The organism is Maridesulfovibrio sp. FT414, assembly GCF_050916235.1.
In the GTDB taxonomy this organism is placed as follows: Bacteria; Desulfobacterota; Desulfovibrionia; order Desulfovibrionales; family Desulfovibrionaceae; genus Maridesulfovibrio.
This window is the reverse complement of record NZ_CP104854.1, coordinates 3,965,494-3,986,407: the sequence shown is the minus strand read 5'-3', so window position 1 is coordinate 3,986,407 and position 20,914 is coordinate 3,965,494. Positions and strand designations below refer to the sequence as shown.

The 20,914-nt window shown below is 49.7% G+C and carries 18 protein-coding genes; 6 read left to right on the top strand and 12 right to left on the bottom strand.

The window, feature by feature from the left end; genetic code table 11:
• Positions 1-28: 28 nt before the first annotated feature.
• From N7E73_RS17655 to N7E73_RS17605, 11 genes are all read right to left on the bottom strand, one after another.
• On the bottom strand, positions 29-1,483 hold the full coding sequence (locus N7E73_RS17655) for a TrkH family potassium uptake protein (RefSeq protein ID WP_432736244.1): 1,455 nt from the start codon (positions 1,481-1,483) through the stop codon (positions 29-31).
• Positions 1,483-2,847 (bottom strand): Trk system potassium transporter TrkA, encoded by a 1,365-nt coding sequence (trkA, locus tag N7E73_RS17650; RefSeq protein ID WP_432736243.1) that lies wholly within the window; start codon positions 2,845-2,847, stop codon positions 1,483-1,485. Before trkA ends, N7E73_RS17655 begins: the two co-directional genes overlap by 1 nt.
• A gap of 274 nt (positions 2,848-3,121) precedes the next feature.
• Positions 3,122-3,385: a 30S ribosomal protein S20 gene (gene rpsT / locus N7E73_RS17645; protein WP_432736242.1), complete on the bottom strand. Its 264-nt coding sequence runs from the start codon at positions 3,383-3,385 to the stop codon at positions 3,122-3,124.
• Between the two features lie 177 nt (positions 3,386-3,562).
• Entirely contained in the window at positions 3,563-5,656 is a 2,094-nt protein-coding gene (glyS, locus tag N7E73_RS17640) for a glycine--tRNA ligase subunit beta (RefSeq protein WP_432736241.1), read from the bottom strand.
• A 15-nt stretch (positions 5,657-5,671) separates the two neighbouring features.
• Complete coding sequence (gene glyQ, locus N7E73_RS17635; protein WP_432736240.1) at positions 5,672-6,544, bottom strand: glycine--tRNA ligase subunit alpha; 873 nt, start codon at positions 6,542-6,544, stop codon at positions 5,672-5,674.
• Positions 6,545-6,743: 199 nt separating this feature from the next.
• Positions 6,744-7,484 (bottom strand): DNA repair protein RecO, encoded by a 741-nt coding sequence (gene recO, locus N7E73_RS17630; protein ID WP_432736239.1) that lies wholly within the window; start codon positions 7,482-7,484, stop codon positions 6,744-6,746.
• 171 nt (positions 7,485-7,655) lie between these two features.
• Positions 7,656-8,546, bottom strand: coding sequence for a RodZ domain-containing protein (locus N7E73_RS17625; RefSeq protein WP_432736238.1), 891 nt, complete (start codon positions 8,544-8,546; stop codon positions 7,656-7,658).
• Between the two features lie 117 nt (positions 8,547-8,663).
• A complete protein-coding gene (locus tag N7E73_RS17620) occupies positions 8,664-9,602 on the bottom strand; it encodes a SurA N-terminal domain-containing protein (protein ID WP_432736237.1) in 939 nt (312 codons plus the stop codon).
• A 153-nt stretch (positions 9,603-9,755) separates the two neighbouring features.
• The gene (locus N7E73_RS17615) at positions 9,756-10,715 is read right to left on the bottom strand and encodes a SurA N-terminal domain-containing protein (RefSeq protein WP_432736236.1); all 960 of its coding nucleotides are present in this window, start codon (positions 10,713-10,715) and stop codon (positions 9,756-9,758) included.
• A 35-nt stretch (positions 10,716-10,750) separates the two neighbouring features.
• Positions 10,751-14,200, bottom strand: a complete 3,450-nt coding sequence (mfd, locus tag N7E73_RS17610) for a transcription-repair coupling factor (RefSeq protein WP_432736235.1) — start codon at positions 14,198-14,200, stop codon at positions 10,751-10,753.
• Between the two features lie 185 nt (positions 14,201-14,385).
• Positions 14,386-14,865, bottom strand: coding sequence for a chemotaxis protein CheW (locus N7E73_RS17605; protein WP_432736234.1), 480 nt, complete (start codon positions 14,863-14,865; stop codon positions 14,386-14,388).
• A 264-nt stretch (positions 14,866-15,129) separates the two neighbouring features.
• On the opposite strand from N7E73_RS17605, the gene N7E73_RS17600 reads away from it, so the two are divergent.
• Positions 15,130-15,345, top strand: a complete 216-nt coding sequence (locus N7E73_RS17600) for a hypothetical protein (protein ID WP_432736233.1) — start codon at positions 15,130-15,132, stop codon at positions 15,343-15,345.
• A 43-nt stretch (positions 15,346-15,388) separates the two neighbouring features.
• Here the strand turns inward: N7E73_RS17600 and N7E73_RS17595 are convergent, their stop codons facing one another.
• Complete coding sequence (locus N7E73_RS17595) at positions 15,389-16,735, bottom strand: UDP-glucose dehydrogenase family protein (protein WP_432736232.1); 1,347 nt, start codon at positions 16,733-16,735, stop codon at positions 15,389-15,391.
• 369 nt (positions 16,736-17,104) lie between these two features.
• On the opposite strand from N7E73_RS17595, the gene N7E73_RS17590 reads away from it, so the two are divergent.
• The 5 genes from N7E73_RS17590 (at position 17,105) to tsaE (ending at position 20,879) form a co-directional block, all read left to right on the top strand.
• On the top strand, positions 17,105-17,830 hold the full coding sequence (locus N7E73_RS17590; protein WP_432736231.1) for a pyridoxine 5'-phosphate synthase: 726 nt from the start codon (positions 17,105-17,107) through the stop codon (positions 17,828-17,830).
• A gap of 118 nt (positions 17,831-17,948) precedes the next feature.
• The gene (locus N7E73_RS17585) at positions 17,949-18,323 is read left to right on the top strand and encodes a holo-[acyl-carrier-protein] synthase (RefSeq protein ID WP_432736230.1); all 375 of its coding nucleotides are present in this window, start codon (positions 17,949-17,951) and stop codon (positions 18,321-18,323) included.
• A gap of 77 nt (positions 18,324-18,400) precedes the next feature.
• Entirely contained in the window at positions 18,401-19,939 is a 1,539-nt protein-coding gene (locus tag N7E73_RS17580) for an NAD(P)H-hydrate dehydratase (protein WP_432736229.1), read from the top strand.
• The gene (locus N7E73_RS17575) at positions 19,933-20,388 is read left to right on the top strand and encodes a CBS domain-containing protein (protein WP_432736228.1); all 456 of its coding nucleotides are present in this window, start codon (positions 19,933-19,935) and stop codon (positions 20,386-20,388) included. The genes N7E73_RS17580 and N7E73_RS17575 overlap by 7 nt, the downstream gene beginning before the upstream one ends.
• Complete coding sequence (gene tsaE / locus N7E73_RS17570; RefSeq protein ID WP_432736227.1) at positions 20,385-20,879, top strand: tRNA (adenosine(37)-N6)-threonylcarbamoyltransferase complex ATPase subunit type 1 TsaE; 495 nt, start codon at positions 20,385-20,387, stop codon at positions 20,877-20,879. The genes N7E73_RS17575 and tsaE overlap by 4 nt, the downstream gene beginning before the upstream one ends.
• The last annotated feature ends 35 nt before the right edge of the window (positions 20,880-20,914 follow it).

Sequence of the window (20,914 nt, the reverse complement as noted above, 5' to 3'; positions counted from 1 at the left end):
CGGTCCTGTAAGAGCCGCCGGATTTTCTTTACTTACGCCAAAACTCCGGAACACAAAGCACAATAACCGTATATATTTCCAGCCGCCCCAGCAACATGCTGAAGATCAGAGCCCACTTCCCGATGTCAGGTATGTGGGCATAGTTATCAGTAGGACCTACACTTCCAATACCGGGACCTATGTTTCCGATACAGGCCAAAGAAGCCGCAAAGGACGATACCACATCAACTCCGGTTGCGGCGACGATCAGTCCGCAGAGAACAAAAAGACCCAGCCAGAGCACACAGAATCCGAGAATATCGTTCATGGTCTCCGGCTGAACTACAGTCTTGCCCAGCTTGACCCTGTTTACCGAACGGGGATGAATAATACGGAATACTTCCTGATACGCCTGCTTGAAAAGAAGCATGATACGTAAGTGCTTCATGCCTCCACTTGTAGACCCAGCACACCCGCCCAGAAACATGCAAAGAAGCAGCAGCCCCTGCGCCACGGCAGGCCAGATTTCGTAATCGGCAGTGGCAAATCCGGTCGTACTGATAATTGAGGCAACCTGAAAAGAAGTATACCTGAAAGCATCGGAAAAAGAATCATAATCTGTGGCCGAGTACACCGAAATGGTAATCACGGCTGTAATCACCAGAGTTATCACTCCAAAAAAGCGAAATTCCGGATCTCGCCACATAAGTAACGGACGGCCCTTGATCATCTGGTAATGTAAGCTGAAATTAACCGCCGCGATAAGCATGAATGCGGTAATTACGTAATCGATATAAGCACTCTGGAAGTAGGCAACAGATGAATTCTTGGTGGAGAAACCGCCGGTAGCCAGTGTACCGAAAGTGTGGCACAGAGAATCGAAAAGATCCATTCCGCCCAGCATGAGCAGCCCGGCCTCAATAGCGGAAAAAAGGACGTAAACCTTCCAAAGAACCAGAGCGGTATCCTTGATGCGCGGCTTAAGCTTATCCGGGACAGGACCGGGAACTTCTGCCTTGTAAAGCTGCATGCCCCCTACTCCCAGGAAAGGCAGGATAGCCAGCGAGAGTACGATTATCCCCATCCCTCCAAGCCAGTGGGTCAGGCTGCGCCAGAACAGAATCCCTTTGGAATTACGTTCAATGTCGGTCATCACCGAAGCACCGGTGGTGGTAAAGCCCGAAAGAGACTCGAAAAAGCAGTCAACGTAACCGGGAAAAACCTCCCCGAAATAGAATGGCAGGCTACCGAAAAATCCGGCCGCAACCCAGCCTAGAGCCACGATCGCCATTCCTTCACGATGACTTAGTCCCTTATTCCCTTCCCTATCCCTGAATGCAAAGAATAGAGCCAACCCGATAACAGTGGTAAATAGGGTGGATTCGATAAGGGGAACGATCCCGTCATCCTGATAATAAAGAGAGAAACCAAGCGGAAACAGCATAGTAAGCCCCACACAGATAGTCAGGGCTCCAATTATGTGCAGAACAACTTTCCAACGCATTAATACAGCTCCAACTTGGTGGTCAGGGCTTTCTCGATCTTGGGAATATTCTTGTGTGTGGAGATGATCAGCAGCCGGTCATTGGGTTCTATAACAGTTACACCGGAGGGGATAATAACTTCATCACCACGCTGAAAACACAGAATCAGCGTTCCCTTCGGAAGATTCAGATCCATAATGGGCTTGCCAACAATACCCGAATTTTCCTGAGCGATGGCTTCAAGAGCTTCCGCTTCCTCCCCTTTGATGGAAACGGCGGAAATGACCTTACCCTGCCTTACAAAATGAAGAATTGAGTTGATGGCGGAAAGGCGCGGACAGACCAGATGATCGATGCCGATGGGTTGAATTAGCGGTATGTAAGCAAAATTATTAATTCTGGTAATGGTCTTGCGAGCTCCAAGGTTCTTGGCCAGCAGACAGGAGAGAATGTTCATCTCTTCATCCCCGGTAACGGAAATGACCATATCCAGCTCCCCGACATTCTCTTCCTTGAGGAGGTCCTGATCGGTTCCGTCACCATGAAGCACGATGACACTGTCCAGCTTTTCGGAAAGATCGGCACACCGATCAGGATCGTGGTCCAGCAGACGGGTATGGCATTTCATCTTGTCCAGAGCCTGAGCAAGCAGGAAGCCGACATTTCCTCCTCCGACAATCAGCACTTTGCGGATGGGATCGGAAAGGATTCCTGCACGTTTGAGCAGCTTATCCTGCTGATCTCGGATGCAGGTGAAATATACAATGTCTCCCTTTTCAATAGTATCCAGACCACCGGGGATAATCAGCCGGTCATCACGAACAAGGGCGGCGATAACAACATCCACATCGCCAAGATGTTCACGGACGTTCATGAGGGTGACCCCTGCCAACGGGCTGTCATCGGGAAGCTTTACCCCGATCAGACGGACCTTACCGCCGACAAAGTCATTGATTTCAACGGCGCCTGGCACACTCATAACCCTGAGTATGGACTCGACAACCTCTTCATCCGGGTTGATGATGGTGTCAATACGCAGGTCGCCTTCGGAAAACATGTGGGAATACTTAGTGTAATCCTCGTTTCGAATGCGGGCCAGCTTGATGATGTCAGGAGAAATACGATTGGCAAGAAAAGTGGCGATCAGGTTGATTTCATCCTTGTCTGTAACAGCCAGCAGAATATCGGCTTCGCTGATCCCTGCTTTCTCCAGAATTTCAGGACTCGCACCGGACCCCTGTATTGTCTGAACATCCAGTTGGTCTGAGACCTTGCTGAGAGCCTGTACATTTTTATCAATTACAACAACATCTTTGCTTTCCCCGGAAAGACGTCTGGCCACGTTGAACCCGACTTCCCCGGCCCCTACAATTATAACCCTCAAAAGCTACTCCTTGTGCACGACACACCAGATACAGAAGAATTGAAAAGTGCAGTTGAAATCAGCAGTTGCTAATAACTTGATAGCTGAATTCCGGCAACATTGCCACTCACTTCTGGATTGAAAAACCACTCTGTGCTGATGCCAGGATAATACTTTAGTTACTAAATCCGACGGCCTTTTAATCGCCTTCAAAAAAATCATACAAACAAAAAAAGCCCGTCGCAGTATGCGACGGGCTGGATCGTCTTGTAAAGAAAATTAATCTTTTAAGACACTAAGCCATCTTGTTGACAGCTGCGTGAAGGCGGGAAATCCGGCGTGCAGCAGCACGGGAGTGGATAACCTTTTTGGTGGCTGCTCTGTCGAGAACAGAGGTAGCCTTGCGCAGAGCGGATGCTGCGAGATCGGAATCGTTAGCTTCAACAGCTGCACGAACTTCTTTAACAACGTTTTTGATGCGGGTGCGCATCATGGTGTTACGTTCGTTACGCTTAACGCTCTGACGGTGCCTTTTGAGTGCGGACTTATGATTCGCCAAGGTATTTCTCCTTAAAATTAAATTTCTATTTTTTTAACCCGCTTAGACGGGATTGTGTACAAACGAAGAGTGTCTTTAACCAAGAACACCCACAACTGTCAAGACTGGATAACATTTTTAATCGCAAAAAAACACAAAAAATGCATTTTTATACTCTGCGCAGCAAAGCAGGATGAATTAAACCTGCAGAGCCCCAAAATCAGCCAGCCTGGAAAGCCTGTCGACGAGCGCCTTGAGCAAATTGAGGCGGTTCATCCTGAGGCCCTTGTCTTCGCAGATGACCATGACGTTGTCGAAGAAATCGTCAACAAAAGGTCTCAGTTCGCCGAGGATTGCGAACAGTTTTGCGAATTCACCATTACTCCAGAGTTCTTCGAAGCGGTCTGCAGTTTCATCGAGCTTTTCAGCAAGCTTGATTTCCTGCGGCTCAACCAGACGGTCTGCTTCGAAACCGCCGGTAAGCTCGACGCCTTCGTCGCTTCCCTGTTTCTTGATGATGTTGGCTGCACGTTTGAAAGTCAGAACAGACTGTTCAAAACCGTCAGCCTTGGCAAATTCGGCCAGAGCCTCGACCCTTGACTTGAGTGCGGTAACATCACGGAACCCGGCACCGAGAGCTGCATCAACAACCCTTGTGTCAAAGCCCTGTCCAGTGAAGTATGCACGGAGTCGGCTGGCAATGAATTCACCAAGTTTCTCAATCACTTCAGACTTGGAGAGTTTCCATTTGATGTCAGTGGAGTAACCTTTGAAGGCCATCTCCATGAGTTCAATGATGTCAATTCTCAAGTCGTAATCTATAATCATGCGCACAATGCCCAGAGCGGCGCGCCGCAGCGCGTAGGCATCGTTTGCGCCAGTGGGGATTTTGTTAAGGCCGAAGCAGCCGACGAGAGTGTCGGCCTTGTCAGCCATGGAAACAATCGCACCGCCAAGAGTGGAGGGCACCGGAGTTTCCGGACCGGCAGGAAGGTACTGCTCTGCAATCGCCTTGCAAATGACGTCTTCCTCTCCGCACTTGGAGGCGTAGATACCGCCCATGATGCCCTGCAGGCTGTCGAACTCGTAAACCATTTCGGAAACAAGGTCGGCCTTGGCAAGACGACCGGCACGGGCCATTTCGGTCTGGAGAGAGCTGTCAACCTTGGCAGCGATACGGGCTGCAAGTCTTTCCATACGGCGGGACTTGTCGCCCATTGAGCCCAAAGGACCGAGGAATACAACGTTATCAAGTTTGTCGAGCCAGGTGTCGAAATCGGTCTTGAGGTCATTCTTCCAGAAGAAACGAGCATCTTCAAGTCTGGCACGGAGAACTTTCTCCCAGCCCTTGCGAACCAGTTCCACATCCGTGGGAACAAGGTTCAGGGTGCACAGAAAGTGCGGAAGCAGTTCACCGTTTCCATTCTGTATACCGAAACACTTCTGGTGACTTTCCATGCTGGTCAGCAGAACTTCTTTAGGAAGTTCAAGGAAAGAATTGTCGAAGTTACCAATTATAGGCACAGGCAACTCTACGAGGTTGCTGACTTCCTGCAGCAGGTAATCCTTCCAGACCACCGAACCGTTAAGATCGGAAGCGAGCCTGTCACCTTCAGAACGCACGAAATCACCTCGTTCAACAGGCGAAATGATAACGGAACATTTATCCTTGATGGTGGAAAAATAATCGTCGGCGGAAGCAACTTCCCACGGTCCAGCACCCATGACGCGGTGGCCGTAGGTCATACGTCCGGAGAGAAGCCCGGCCATGTCGAATTCGACTACGTCAGAACCGTAAAGGCAGAGCATCCAGCGTAGCGGACGACCGAAAGCAAAATCAAGATCGCCCCACTTCATCTTCTTTGGGAAGCTGAGTTTCTTGATGGCATCGGCACACAGTGCGGGCAGAATGGAAATGGTATCCCCGCCGCCTACGGTTTTCTTCGCCGCAAGATACTCGCCCTTGTCGGTTTCAACCTTGTAAATGGCGTCAAGTTCGATACCCTGGGATTTGGCAAAACCTTCAAGAGCCTTGGTGGGATTGCCGTTCGCATCATAAGCGATTCTTGCCGGAGGACCGGACACTTCCTCCTCAACCATGCGCTGTTTCTGCGCCATATCCTTAACGTGAACAGTGAGCCTGCGCGGAGTGGCAAAAGCTTCCACCTGATCGAAATCGATCATGTTTTCGGCAAGCAGGCTGCTGAATATATCCTTGATGTCGATGCCCAGACGGGGAACAAAGCGGGCGGGCATCTCCTCAATTCCAATCTCGAGTATAAAATCGGCCATTTCAGTATCCGTTTTTTAATCGTTGTTAAGCATGGGATAATTCATATCCTCACGTTCCTGAGCATAAAGCCTTGCGGCTGAGGAAGCGAGGTTGCGGACTCTGCCTATGTAGGATGCGCGCTCGGTGATAGAAATTGCTCCGCGGGCATCAAGAAGGTTGAAGGTGTGAGAACACTTGAGGCAGTAGTCATATGCCGGACGGGGCAGACCTTCTTCGCACAGCCTTTTACTCTCCGCTTCATACTTGTTGAAAAGGTCCAGCAACATGGCGGCATCGCTCAGTTCAAAGTTGTACTTGGACTGCTCAACTTCATTCTGATGGTAAATCTGACCATAGGTTACTTTGTCATTCCATTTAAGGTCGTAGACGGACTCTACACCCTGCAGGTACATGCACAGACGTTCCAGACCATAAGTCAGCTCAACGGATACGGGCTTGAGGTCAATTCCACCGACTTGCTGGAAATAAGTGAACTGGGTTACTTCCATACCGTTGAGCCACACTTCCCAACCAAGCCCCCAGGCACCCAGAGTAGGTGATTCCCAGTCGTCCTCAACAAAACGGATATCGTGTTCTTTGGCATCAATGCCCAGAACTTCAAGGCTCTTGAGATAGAGATCCTGTACGTTGTCCGGTGAAGGCTTCAGGATTACCTGAAACTGAAAATAGTGCTGCAGACGGTTGGGGTTTTCCCCGTAACGCCCGTCAGTGGGACGGCGGGAAGGCTCAACGTAAGCGGTATTCCACGGTTCGGGGCCGATTACCCGGAAAAAAGTTGAGGGGTTGAATGTACCCGCTCCGACCTCAATATCAAGAGGCTGTACAATGCAGCATCCGTAGTCAGACCAAAAGTCCTGCAGTTTAAGAATAACATCTTGAAAATTCATTTATTTTCCTCTCGTCTAGAAAAAAACAAAACCATCTATCAAATCATTTTCCGAATTATTCGCGCTGTATAAAAACCGGAAAATGTGCGCTTCGGGAACAAAATATACAGATACTTACGCTCAGCTTCCAGAGTCTTCTCCTGAACGGCTGAGACATTGACCTGTAAACTATCTCTGCCAGCATCAGACAGAGCAAAATTCATATCTTCCTGTAACCGTTTCCTTCCCAGACCAATCCTAGATGATAAGCCATGAAACGGTCCATGACCGAAAAACATTCCTGCCGGATCTCAGCCGGCAGCTTCAGGGATGTCCAGCTTGAAGGTCCGGTATCCTGAATCCAGGCCAAGGTCCGCACAGTTCCGGCACTGATTGTGTCCCCCCTGTGTCCATCGGCACAGTCAAGACAGGCTACTACGCCCTTTTCAATGTCAAAAACAACAGGACGGGAACTGAACAGAGGTTTGCCGCATTGAGAGCAAATTGTAAAGTCCGGATTGTATCCCTGCTCAAAAGCGACCTTGGCCCTGAAGAACAACGGGAAAAAATCATCCGGCTCAGCCTCTTCGATAACATCAAGCGTTTCAGTAAGAAGTTCGAAAACTCCCCGGCTGCCTTCGCGTTCCAGCACCGCTGCCTCAACAAATTTAAGGCAATTTGCTGCCAGCCCGATTTTCCGAATGTCGCTTCTTATTCCGGGATATGCCTTTATCAGGCTACCTTCCTGAAGGACCTGATAAGTTCCAACCCTGTTTGTCCCGATCTTGAACAGGACCTGCGAAAAAGGTTCAAAGCAACCCCCGAACCGCCTGCGGCTCCTGCTTCCGCCGAAGGCGAATGCATTCTGAACGCCCCTGCCGGACGAAAGAAACTTGACCCAAAGGTCATTTTCCTTAAATTTTCCGGTCCTGAGTATTACAACCTTTTCTGTGACTTCCATCTGCCGGAAAAATTATCCCTAACAGGTTATTGAAGAACGGAGCTCTGTATCAGTGATTCGAAAAATTCATCTTCTTACGAATGAAAACTACACTTCGATTTCGCACTGTTTTCGATCCTTTCATTTCACCATTTTTCAAGAACCTGTCTTTGCAATTAATTCAACTAACTTCTAAGGGCGAACGGGAAACTCAAGATTCACGACTTTCCCCTTAGAAGCGTCAAACTCAAAAGGCTTTCCATCGGAAAGAACATCAACCCCTCCGCCGTTGCCAAGCTTGAGCTTCAGATTCTCGCTGTACGGCAAGGACAGAGTGTCTCCTTCCTGCAACACGTATTCACTGCGTGTACCATCAGTAACAACTTCAAGCCAGCAGGCCTGTCCGGGCTTAGCCGTAACAACCACAACGTTGCCGGTTGCGGCAGGAACAGTAACTTCTGCGACAGGAGCAGGTTCCTGTTCAGGAGCTGCCGGAGTAGGCTCAACCTCAGCCTTGGAAGCTGCTTCCTGTTCTGCAGGAGCAGGTACTTCATTCTGATCGGCTTCCTTTACAGCAGCCGGTTCCAACGCTTTCTCTTCCGACCCTGAAGGTTCTACAGGAGCCTTACCAGACTCACTCTCGGAGACTATCGTTGCGGTTGCCGAGTCCTTTTTACCGAAATCGAGCAGCGAACTGTCATGAAGATAATAAACGAGTCCACCGACAATCCCTGCCAACAAAACAACAATCAAAATAATTCCAAGCGAACCCTTTTTGCCGGTATCAACATAAGTATCCTGTTGCGGCTGTTCTACCTGAAAAATATCCTCTCCATCAGAGCAGGCTGCCAGAAATCTCGAAAAATCATCACCGATTTCTTCTGCATTCAGCCCGAGAGCCTTGGCGTAATTCTTTATAAATCCTTTGGCATATACGGCATGGGGAAACTCTTTATGATCACCGTTTTCAAGTGCATTGATATTGACTCGGCTGATCTTGGTGATTTCCATAACCTGCTCAATTGTCAATCCCTGCCTTTGCCTTTCCGCTCTCAGTCGGGAACCAAGCTCTTTCAAATCCATAAGAACCTCTTGATATAAATCTGGCTGAACGCCCGGAAGGTCCCGGACGAATGATCGAAATACACGTCCACCGAAGGCTTTCGTGTCCGACTCCGCTACAGTTCTCCCCGAATTATTCTACTTAAGCTCAATAACGGCTTTTTCTCTGAGCTTTTTTATGAAATCAGCAAAAACATCATCCTGTTTCTGTCTGTAAAGCTTTTCAAAAATTTTGTCCTTGCTTTCCTCGTATGCTTCCTGCTCCACCGAAGCGTATGAATCCAGTTTAAGTAAGGCCTTGGAAGACTGAACATCAAACGGTTCACTTACTCCGCCGGGTTTAAGTCCCTGCAGGGCATCATGCCAGGTCTGGGCGAGATCATCCCATTTAAGCACACCAAGGTCTCCACCGCTTCCAGCTCCGGGACCAACGGTATACTTGTCCGCAGCTTCCTCAAAGGAGGTCTCGCCGCCAAGAATCTGCTGCCTGACCTGTTCGGCGGAGACGTTTTCCGGGAAAAGTATCAGCTTCAGATGAACATTCTTTGCCTGCTTGTCATCGGCAGTACGGGTACTATTCCATGCGGCCTTGATCTCATCATCGGTAACAACAACCTTGCTTTTGACCTTGTAGGACAAAAGCCTGTGCTGGCGGATATCGCTCTTCAATTTTTCCTTGAGTTCATCCAGATTCGTCTTCTGCAAAGCCAGGCGCTGCTCAAACTCTTCATCAGTCAGGTTGCTGCTTTCCTTGATGCTCTTGATCTCAGCATCCACATCCTGAGCAGTTACGTCAATTTTGAGTCTCGTGGCTTCCTGATCAATGATCATGTCATTGATCATGCGGTCAAGAATCTGGGACCTGATCTTCTTGATCTGTTCTTCTTCCACTGCGGACAGTTCCCTGCCCTTGAACTGCTTCATAATCGGAGCCATCTTGAGGTTCAGTTCATACATGGTAATTATGTCACCATTAACAACGGCAACGATGCCATCCACAGTTTTCTCTTCAGCACTGCCGATCTGGGCAGAAAAAAGGACCATCGCGGTCATCATCGCAGCAATAAGGCGCTTCAATTGAAATCTCCCGATAAATATATATTCCGGCAATTCGGACTTTGAGTCATGTGTCAGGGTTCAAAATGCTTACAAGCTCAGAACCGTCAAATACCTCTGACTAACTAAACTCTTTCACCCAACTATGCAAGGCACCACGCCCTCTTATCGGATTTACTGCTGACTTTCCTCCTGAACAGGATCCTCGGTTCTCTTCTTCTCAAGCTCCGGAAGCAATTCTTTGCTGATCTTTATTTTGGCTGTTTTCAATTCTTCATCCAGCCATTGTTCGAACTTATCTTTCAATTTACGCTCCAAGAGCACCTTCTCAACCTTGGGATAAGCCTGCAAAGGAGTGAGGAGAGTGGCCGGTTTCTTCTCGACCAGAATGAGGCAGAGAATTTCCTTATCCTGATTGATAATGGGGCTGGCCTTACCTGGCTCAAGAGTTTCTACAAACGGCTTCCATGAGGCAGGCATCTGTCCATCCCTTATCCAGACTTCACGCACCGAAACATTGCGAAGCTTTGTAGATATTTCTTCCGGACTGAGTCCTTCACGGTACAGCTCAACCCCTTTGAGGACCAGATCCTCGGCAAGGCCCTTGACCATTACCATCCTGTACCCAGCGGGCTGGTAGAAATCAGAAAGATGGGTCCGGTAGTATTCTTCAGCTTCCTTGTAATCAATCTTGATTTCGGGACGCAGTGCCTCCCGGTAAAACTTATCCATGGCAAGCTGATACTTAAGCTGGGATCTCCAGGCATTTATATCAATGTATTCTTCAATAAGTATCTGCTCAAAGGAATCATCCGGATAATCGGAGCGAACTTCGTCCTCGGCTTTCTTAAGTTCCTGATCGGAAACAGGCGTACCCCGCGCATCCAGTTCCTGCGAAACAAGCTCCTGAACAATAAGATCGCCCAGCATCTGACCGTACTCAGCCCTGACCTGATCAACGGAAGGCACATACCCCTCACTGCCGTCATGCTTCAGGTCATACTTGTAATCGAGCTGCGAAAGATAAATGGGTTTACCGTTAACCCTGGCAATGACACCGGGTTCTTCACTCTTGGTCTGGCAGCCTCCAAGGAGCACGGACACCAGCAATGCGGACACGACCAATCTCTTCATAAACAATTAATCCATTTATTTTATTAAACAAAAAGTTAAAGAAGTGATTCAAGTTTCTTACAGATTTCATCAAGACCACAGGATATTGGCAGGGCCTGATCAAAACGGATCTCAAGACTTGCCGGCGGTTTCAGCTTTGCACTTTCACCTTGATCACCCACCCATCCGATCAGTTTGACCGGATCCATGGGATTGCTCTTCTCATCCCAGGAAAGGACCACACGGGCAGGGAAAAGATCTGCACGCATTACACCCAAACGGGCCAGAGTGCGCTTAAGGAAAAGTACCGAGATAAAGTTCTCAACTTCCTCCGGGAAATGACCGAAACGGTCCTTGATCTCAGCGGCAAGCTCCTCAATCTTCGCTTCAGTGTCTGCAGAGGAAAGGGCGCGGTAGTAACGGAGTCTTTCCCGGCCATCCGGAACAAAATCTTCGGGAAGATGGGCTCTGAACACGAAGTTCAGTTCAGGTTCGCTGACGGAAGCAGAGTCATCACCTTTGAGACGACGCACCTCTTCATCCAGCATCTCCAGGAACAGGTCTAGGCCGACCTTGGCCATCTGCCCGGACTGGACTTCTCCGAGGATATTTCCGGCCCCGCGCAGCCGCAGGTCTTCCATGGCTACTTTAAAACCGGCACCAAGATAATCAAGCTGCAGAATAATCTGCATTCTGCGCTTGGCCTTTTCCGACAGGGAATCCAGTGAAGAAACCACAAAATATGCATATGCCTGCCTAGTGCTGCGACCGACACGTCCTCTGAGCTGATAAAGCTGTCCGAGACCGAACATCTGGGCCTGATCAACGATCAGGGTGTTGGCGTTGGGGAAATCAAGTCCGGACTCGATAATCGCTGTGGCAACAAGGATATCAAGTTCCTTGTGCCAGAACTTGTGAATGGTCTCCTCCAGATTCTTTTCCGTCATCTGACCGTGTGCCATTCCGATTCTGGCTTCAGGAGCAAGTTTGGTGACAAACTCAACCACCCTTTCAAGCCCCTGAACCCGGTTGTGAACCCAGAATACCTGCCCGCCACGCTCAAGTTCGCGCTTGACCACCGAGGCAAGCATTGCCTCGTCCCGCTCTATCAGTGCTGTATCAACTGGCTTACGGTCCACAGGCGGAGTTTCAATGGTGCTAAGGCTGCGCACACCGGAAAGAGACAACTGCAGGGTTCTCGGAATCGGGGTTGCAGTTAAGGTAAGCGCATCAATATTCTTGCGCATTTCTTTAATGCGTTCCTTGTGACGCACGCCGAAACGCTGCTCCTCGTCAAGGATAAGCAGTCCCAGATTTGGCGCTTCGACATCCTTGGATAAAACCCTGTGCGTACCGATAAGAATATCCAACTTTCCGGAAGCCAGTTCCTCAAGCACCCTTTTCTGCCGGGGTTTGGGAACAAAACGGCTGAGCATGCCGACGGACACGGCAAAGCCTTCCATGCGCTGCACAAAGGTCTGGTAATGCTGCTCTGCAAGCACGGTAGTGGGACAAAGCAGGACGACCTGCTTTCCATCCAGAACAGCCCGGAAAGCAGCCCGCAAAGCAACTTCGGTCTTACCGAAGCCGACATCTCCGCAGACAAGGCGGTCCATGGGTTCCGGGCTTTCCATGTCACGGAACACATCCTGAATGGCTTTTTCCTGATCCGGGGTCTCTTCGAAACCGAAGGTGGACTCGAATTCCCAGTACATGTCGCTCACCGGGCCGTAAGCATAACCCTTGGCAATCTTGCGGTAGGCGTACATCTCCACAAGTTCACCGGCTATCTTCTCAATAGCTTTTCTGGCCTTCTCGCGGGTCTTGGACCAGCGTGATCCTCCAAGCTTGTCCAGCGCAGGGCAGGCCCCTTCAGGCCCTTTGAACTTCTGGACAAGATTCAGCCGGTCTACCGGAACATAAAGCTTGTCGTCCGAATCAAAAAAAAGAAGCAGGTAATCGTTGGCAACATCACCAACCTTCATATGATGCAGGCCGCCGAACCTGGACAAACCATAATCCCGGTGAACCAGCAGATCCTCCAGCAACAGATCCTCGTAACTGGTCATGCCCTCAAAAGCTTTGTCCCTGCCTCGCGAGGACTGTGTGCTTTCGGGCTGAATCACATCTTCTCCCAGAATCAGGGTCTGGTTCCACTCCAGCTCCATTCCTTTCTTCAAGGGGGAAACGAGCGCATAAATACCCTTGTTCAAGGGAGAATATTCTGTGGAAATACCCAACTGCTCCTGCTCAATGAGAGACAGGAATTTTCTACGGGAGCGTTCAGAACGAAAACTCAGCACGGTCTGGAATCTTTCGGAACTCCACTCCTTGAGGGCGGTAACAAACGCAGCCCACGGGCGCTTCATCTGCTCCGGCTTCCAAAAAATATCGGTAAATGCGGTTATCGGTCTTTCTGAAAGATCAACCCCATCCTTTTCGCGGCCGATGACAAGATCCTCAAAAACTATCTGCCGTTCATCCCTCCACGAACCACGCGCCTTTTCCTCATTCCAGCAGACCACATGCACCGGCCACTTGCAGCCGCCATGAGCGGATTTATCCTGCAGAAAAGCCCGCCAGCCGTACTCCTGATCCTGAAGTTTGGAACGAAGGTTGGAAGCAGAGGAAAGAATATAAACTGATTTTTGAGAGAAAAATGACTTGAGATCCACTGACTCGGGATAAAAAAGACCGGGCCAGATCATGCCGTCGGCATTTCCGGCCTTTTCCACGAGCTGAGCATACCCTTCCGCTGAAATTTCACCGGTCTTCTTAAGCTGCTCCCAATGAGCATAGGCTTCTTCCACATTTGAGCCGCTGAGCATTGCCGGAGCCACCGGCAGCAGAGTAACCTCGTCCATATCGGCTTTTGAGCGCTGGGTGGAAGGATCAAAAACGCGGATCTCTTCCAGGATGTCACCAAAAAATTCAAGACGGACCGGTAAGTCATAACCAGGTGCATAAATGTCGAGAATGTCCCCGCGCATGGACATTTCTCCGTAACCGGAAACCAGTTTGGTCCTTGTATATCCCCAGGTAACGGCCTGCTCCATGAGCAGTTCCGGGTCCATTTCCTCCCCTTTGGAGAGTGCAATATAGTTGTTCTCCAGTACTGCCGGGGAAGGCCAGCGAGGCAACAGGTTATCGGCAGTCATCAGTACAGATTGCCTGCTTCCACGGGTAAGTCCATGCAGCGCGGCCCAGCGCTCGGCCCATTCGGCCGCAGTGGGGGATTTACAGAGATAAGGTGGCAGAAAAACCCAGTCGCGCTCCCACGCGGGAACTGCAAGCCCGGACTCTCCCCCGCCATTGCGGCTGAAAAGGGTCAGAAGAGCTTTTAGTTCCGCATACTCTCTGGCTCCGGGCGCGACAATAACCACGCCCTGTCCGCGGGAATGGAGATATTGAGCGGTAAAAGCCTGTGTTCCAAGCCCGCTCTTGAAAACGCGTACATTGCTTCCGCTTCCATTGGCAAAAGCGGAAAGTTCAGATGGTAAGGACAATTTGGCTCCAAGGAATGATAAAAATAAAGTCGCCCGGCTGCCTGAGACAGCGGACGACTTTTTTTTGCAGAGTATTTGCTTCGATGTCCAGCAAATTGAAACATAAACTGGAATTAACAGCCTGAGAACAGAAAATTCAGTCGGGGTATCTGTTAAATCGGTTGATCCCCGGAAAAGTCAACAGACTATACCTGTGACAACTGGTCCTGTTCCTCGCTGGAAAGAAGCCTGTTAAGATCAAGAAGAATAAGCAGTCTGTCTGCAAGCTTGCCTACACCGCTGATGTATTCAGAATCCATACCGGAAACAACAGGGGGCGGCGGCTCTACCGTGGATGCCGGAATTCGCAGGACCTCGGAAACGGAATCGACAACAAAACCCACAATCATGTCATTGATTTCAATAACGATGATTCTGGTCTGCTGATCATGATCCTTGGTTTTCAGGCCGAACTTGCTCCTCAGGTCTATGATGGGTATAACCTTACCGCGAAGGTTGATGACACCTTCAACAAATTTCGGGGCACGGGGAACCTTAGTAATTTCCATGGTTCTGATAATTTCCTGTACCTTGAGTATATCAACCCCGAATTCCTCATCACCGATACTGAAGGTAACAAGCTGAATAAGTTCAGCATCTAGAGTTATCTTCTTACCTTCTTCCATACCTGCCCCCCGTTTGGTTGCTTTTATGATGGACGATTAACATGAGTAACCATTTTTTTACACTTATGGACAGCACAAGGCTGATACTGACTGTATAATATTATTGATCTGAAATATTTGCAAGATAATCGTCAAATTATAAGTCAAATCCGAATTATTTTGTCCCACCTTAAATTGACTAGCCCAGCATAAATGACTATTACTGAAATTTGTAAAGTTAATAATGAAGCTGAATGGCGAAGATTCAGGAGGGTATGAACTCGCATGGCTCAGTTTTCCCCCGCAGAAAACGTGACTCTGGAAGACCAGATCAAATCACTAGCTAATGAAGAACTTCTGGACTTTTGGGAAGAAACACAATTTCTTGCCAAAATGCTGGATCAGGATAATCAGGAACAGGTTCCGTTCAATCCCGAGTATGAAAGACTTATTCTGCAGGAACTGCAGTTAAGGTCTTCAATGAAAACTCTGGACCCCTAAAATTTTAAGGCCCGCCTTACGGCGGGCCTTAACTTTTAATTAACTATTTATCTGCGCCTACCGCTCTGCGGCCTACGCTGAAATAAGCAAATCCGGCATCTCCCATGGAGACAGGATCGTACAGGTTTCGGCCATCGAACACAATCGGGGCAACCAGCGCATCCTTTATCCGGTCAAAATCAGGGTTCCTGAACTGGTTCCAGTCGGTTACAACCGCAAGAGCATTTGCCCCTTCGAGAACCTCATACTGGTTGTGAACAATCTCCACCAGATCATTATCGCGCAGAATCTCTGCCGCCTTCTTGTGAGCGACCGGGTCGAACGCCTTGATCTTCATACCGGCGGCTGTCAGTTCCGAAATAATTGCAAGCGCCGAAGACTCACGCATATCATCTGTATTGGCCTTGAATGCAAGTCCCCACAATGCAAGTGTTTTACCGCGAACTCCGCCCTGAGGCTCATAGTAATCGAGAATCTTGCGGGCCAGCACTTTCTTCTGGCGATTGTTGACGGAATCAACGGCCTCAATAAGCTCAGGTTTGGCTCCTACTTCACGAGCGGTGTTGATCAGGGCTTTCACGTCCTTGGGGAAGCATGATCCGCCGTAACCAACACCGGGATAAATGAAGTAGTAGCCGATGCGGTGATCTGAACCGATGCCGATACGTACTTCACGCACGTTTGCACCGACCTTCTCGCAGATACCGGCCATTTCGTTGATAAAGGAAATTTTAGTCGCCAGCATGCAGTTGGCTGCATACTTGGTCATCTCGGCACTTCTGGTACCCATGAAAATAAGTTTTTCACGACTGCGGGCATAAGGAGCATAGAGAGTTTCAAACTCCTTGCGTGTTGCCATGCACTCGGTACCGACCACAACACGGTCCGGCTTCATGAAATCACTTACCGCATCGCCTTCCTTGAGAAACTCGGGGTTGGAAGCCACATCGAACTCAATATTGAGACCGCGTTTGTTCAGCTCTTCCCTGATGATGGAACGGACCTTGTCAGCGGTTCCTACTGGAACAGTGGACTTATCAACAATAATCTTGGGCTCGGTCATGGACTGACCGACCTCGCGGGCAACGGTTTCAACATAACGCAGATCGCAGCTGCCGTCAGCCCCGCAGGGAGTGCCCACGCAGATGAACACAAACTTTGCTTTCTCCATGCCCTTTTTCAGGTCAGTGGTGAAGAAAAGTCTCTCATCTTCATAGTTGCGTCTGACCAGATCTTCGAGACCGGGTTCGAAAATGTGAATTGTTCCCTGCTTGAGGGTTTCTACAACATCAGGATTAACATCCACGCACCATACGTGGTTACCCATTTCAGCAAAACATGCAGCACTTACCAGACCGACATATCCGGTCCCGACAATACAAATGTTCATTAGCAGTTCTCTCGATTAATAATTTCGTTTATAATCTGACGGCAGATTGTTTTATCCGTCTCTGTCTTTTTTTGCTCATGAGCGGATAACGCCATTACATTTTAGATGTCAACAGCAACCAGGTTACGAAAATATGACGGTTGCCAAGCAGGTCCATTAACTATATTGTCCACGTATCAAGCCGTATTTTTAATCATTATAAGCCTCCGGCAGCCCTTCCGGGTCGTTGAGCCCTTCATTTTACGGGCCGGAAAATCCCGAAAAAAGCCCATGGGGCTCAGTGCCGGAAATGACAACATGTCGATTGGCGCAAAAACAGAATGCAAATCCGGCGGACAACTATGAAATAATCCAGCGGAGGATATAAACATGCCCCTTTTATGTGTCAACGTTGATCACGTCGCTACTGTCAGACAAGCCCGTCTCGGAACCGAACCGGACCCTGTAATCGCTGCAGCCATGTGTGAACTGGCCGGTGCGGCGGGTATCATCATGCATCTGCGTGAAGACCGCCGCCACGTGCAGGATCGCGACATCGAACTCATCAGCCGGACCATTCAGACGGATTTCCATTTTGAAATGGCCGCCACCGACGAAATGCAGCGCATTGCCCTGGACATCGTCCCAACGACAGTATGCCTTGTTCCCGAAAAACGCGAGGAATTGACCACCGAAGGCGGACTCAACTGCATCGGTCAGGAAAAAAGACTGATTGAGTATCTGACCCCGCTCCACGAAAAAGGTATAGGATCAAGCCTTTTCATAGATGCTGATCCCGAACAGATCAAGGCTGCAAAAGCAATTGGTGCAGAATTTGTTGAAATTCATACCGGACACTTTGCTGATGCCCCCACTCGTGCAGAACAGAAAGCCGAGTTGGCACGCATCATTGACGGCATCAAAATGAGTCAGGACCTCGGGCTGAAGGTAAACCTCGGGCACGGACTCAATTACGTAAACATCCTAGATTTTGCCGATGTTCCAGGCATCTGCGAATACTCCATCGGCCACTCCATCATGTCCCGGGCCATCATTGTCGGCATAGACCGTGCTGTACGTGACATGGTAGACTTGATCAGGACTTTTGTTGATTAACCAAGAAATTTGAAATGCCTTCGGCGGCCAAAGGTAAAACTTTTACAAAAGGTTTACCTTTGGAACGCCTATTTGTTTATCAAAATTAAACCTTCTACCAGGCTAGTACAACTTAAACATGATTATCGGCCTTGGAATAGACATAACTGAACTTGACCGCATCCGTAGTTCGCTTGAAAAATTCGGCGAACGGTTTACGGAAAAAATTCTTACCCCGGCTGAAATAGAGCTTATACCGGGAAAAGATCCTGTTCCCTACGTGGCAGCACGCTTTGCGGCAAAGGAAGCGGCTGTAAAAGCACTCGGAACCGGATTTGCTGAAGGCATAACCTTCCACTGCATAGAGATCACACGCAATGAATCAGGTGCCCCGCAGTTGAACTTTCTGGGCAAAGCCCTTGAACGAAGCAACAATATGGGGGTACAAGGAATACACATATCCATTACCCATGCACGTGACAACGCCGCCGCCGTGGTGGTTTTGGAGAACTGATGGGCCTGAGGCGAAATCAAATCGTCAAAAGCGCAAAGCGCATCTCAATTAGCCCAGCGAGGCTGCTGGAGGCATAAATGCTATCTCCCCTTCCCACCCCGTTTGAAATGTCCAACTGGGACAAAGTCACGATCAACGAGATAGGCATCCGTGGCGAGATCCTCATGGAAAACGCCGGACGCGAAGCTGTATTCGCCCTTATCAACGAATACGGGGAAATATCAGGCGAGCAGATCCTGATCATTGCCGGACCGGGCAACAACGGCGGTGACGGCTTTGTCATGGGACGAATACTTGCCGATATGGGCGCGGACGTGCTGATCCTGCATACTGCTCCTAGGAACAGATACAAAGGCGACGCGGCTTACCACATGAAAATAGCCGCCCGTCTTGGCGTTACCATGAAATATTTCAGGGAGTCTGCAAAAGTAGTTCTGCCTGATGCCGACATCATTATTGACGGCCTCCTCGGAACAGGATTTGACGGAGGGCTGCGCCCATTTGCCCTCGGTATCGTGGAGGCGGTCAACCGCGCACGGGAAAAAAGCTACGTATTTTCCATAGACGTCCCTTCCGGTCTGAACGGACTGACCGGAAATCCCCAGCCAGTTGCGGTCAAAGCCCATGCAACGGTTACATTCGAAAACGCAAAAGTCGGTCTTGCACTCCCGCAGGCGGCTGAATACACTGGAACACTGATCATAACTCCCATAGGTATTCCAACAGAAGTCAAATACAAACATCCTCCGGCAAATTTCATAATCCGCAATGATGTGTTGAAACATATTCCGCAACCCACTGCGACCATGCACAAAGGTACTTCCGGACATGTGCTGCTCATCGGGGCATCCCGCGGACTTACCGGGGCACTGCACCTTGCTGCACTCGCCGCCATGCGCGCAGGAGCCGGATTCGCCACCATGGCCTGCCCGGCAGCCCTTGCCTCCGAAGTCAAGGGAGGAAGGCCGGAGCTGATGACCAAGGCTCTGGGGTCCACTGATAGGTGGGATGATCAGGCCATTGCGAAACTTTTACCTGAGCTGGATAAGTATGATTCTGTGGTAGTAGGTCCGGGACTGGGCAGGGATGACGGGGCTCATCGGCTGATCGAAGCTCTGGTGAATAACGGTCATCCACCTGCTGTTTATGACGCAGATGCCCTGTATGTCCTTGCCCGCCACTCACACCTGATGCAATCCGTGCCAAGAAATTCCATTTTCACCCCGCATCCGGGAGAAATGGGCAGGCTGGTGAACAGGTCGATCACAGAAATAGAATCTTCTCGTATTGAAACAGCACACAGGTATGCGGTTTCAAAAAAGATATACCTGATCCTGAAAGGAGCGGGAACCGTGATCGGATGTCCGGACGGACGCACCATGATCTCGCCCATTTCCACTCCCAACCTTGCTGCGGCAGGGTCCGGGGATATTCTCGCGGGAATGATAGGTGCCCTGCTGGCAAGATCGGTTCCCCCTATGCAAAGTGCGTGTATCGGCGTATACTGGCATGGAATGGCAGGACTGTATCTTGGCGATAAATTTCCCTACCGTGGAAACATTGCAACTGAAATAGCGGACATGCTGCCCGTAGTGCTCAAGGAGGAACTATGCTGAAAGCCAAAGACATCATGACATCCGGTGCCCTGACCCTTGAACCTGAAAGCGATGTTGCAACCGCAGCCAAGCTGCTGCTGGAAAAGCATCTCAACGGAGTTCCGGTAGTGGACCAGGAAGGCAAACTCGTCGGCGTCATCTGCCAGAGTGACCTTGTCGCCCAGCAGAAGTCGGTCTCAATGCCTTCCCTTTTCACCATTCTGGACGGCTTCATTTCCTTTACCTCCAACGAGGATCTGGAACGTGAAGTGAACAAGATCGCGGCAACAAAGGTCGCCCATGCGATGACACCGAACCCGGTAACCATAACCCCTGAAACAGGCATCGAACAGATTGCCGACCTCATGGTCGAACGCAAGCTTTACACCCTGCCCGTCGTTGAAGACGGGAAGCTGGTGGGAGTTGTGGGCAAGGAAGATGTACTGAAGACACTGACCAAGACCAAATGACAGAGAAGAAAATAACCGTTCATCTGCCGTACGTGGAATCGACCCTCAGGCTCGGTTCCACGCTGGCTTCTTTTTTTATGGCCCGCAAAACCATGATCCCGCTGTTCTTCAACGGAGACCTAGGTTCAGGCAAGACCACCCTTGTCCGGTCACTTGTGGAATCCCTGCCCGGAGCGGAGAATGCAGAGGTCAGCAGCCCAAGTTTCAATATACTGAATATTTACCCGACCAAACCGGAGGTAAACCACTTCGATCTTTACAGATTGGAGGGGCAAACACCCGACGATGACTTCTTTGATCTCATAAACAACAAAAAATCTTTGACAGTAGTAGAGTGGATTCAGTATCTGAGAATTGAATTCTGGCCTGACAGCGCACTGCTCTTCACTTGGATACCTGCCGCTTCCGGTAGAACAATAGAATTGACCCTGCATGGTTCAGCGACCTCCCTCTTTGAAGAGCTTGCCTCACTTCTCAAGTCATTCCAATAACATCCGTTGAACTCATGTGGTAAGGAGATTATGTT

Bases quoted from the DNA above. Each gene is read 5' to 3' on its own strand.
- N7E73_RS17655 (WP_432736244.1), bottom strand. From the start codon at position 1,483: ATGCGTTGGAAAGTTGTTCTGCACATAATTGGAGCCCTGACTATCTGT.
- glyS (WP_432736241.1), bottom strand. From the start codon at position 5,656: ATGGCCGATTTTATACTCGAGATTGGAATTGAGGAGATGCCCGCCCGC.
- glyQ (WP_432736240.1), bottom strand. From the start codon at position 6,544: ATGAATTTTCAAGATGTTATTCTTAAACTGCAGGACTTTTGGTCTGAC.
- recO (WP_432736239.1), bottom strand. From the start codon at position 7,484: ATGGAAGTCACAGAAAAGGTTGTAATACTCAGGACCGGAAAATTTAAG.
- N7E73_RS17625 (WP_432736238.1), bottom strand. From the start codon at position 8,546: ATGGATTTGAAAGAGCTTGGTTCCCGACTGAGAGCGGAAAGGCAAAGG.
- N7E73_RS17615 (WP_432736236.1), bottom strand. From the start codon at position 10,715: ATGAAGAGATTGGTCGTGTCCGCATTGCTGGTGTCCGTGCTCCTTGGA.
- N7E73_RS17605 (WP_432736234.1), bottom strand. From the start codon at position 14,865: ATGGAAGAAGGTAAGAAGATAACTCTAGATGCTGAACTTATTCAGCTT.
- N7E73_RS17600 (WP_432736233.1), top strand. From the start codon at position 15,130: ATGGCTCAGTTTTCCCCCGCAGAAAACGTGACTCTGGAAGACCAGATC.
- N7E73_RS17595 (WP_432736232.1), bottom strand. From the start codon at position 16,735: ATGAACATTTGTATTGTCGGGACCGGATATGTCGGTCTGGTAAGTGCT.
- N7E73_RS17590 (WP_432736231.1), top strand. From the start codon at position 17,105: ATGCCCCTTTTATGTGTCAACGTTGATCACGTCGCTACTGTCAGACAA.
- N7E73_RS17585 (WP_432736230.1), top strand. From the start codon at position 17,949: ATGATTATCGGCCTTGGAATAGACATAACTGAACTTGACCGCATCCGT.
- N7E73_RS17580 (WP_432736229.1), top strand. From the start codon at position 18,401: ATGCTATCTCCCCTTCCCACCCCGTTTGAAATGTCCAACTGGGACAAA.
- N7E73_RS17575 (WP_432736228.1), top strand. From the start codon at position 19,933: ATGCTGAAAGCCAAAGACATCATGACATCCGGTGCCCTGACCCTTGAA.
- tsaE (WP_432736227.1), top strand. From the start codon at position 20,385: ATGACAGAGAAGAAAATAACCGTTCATCTGCCGTACGTGGAATCGACC.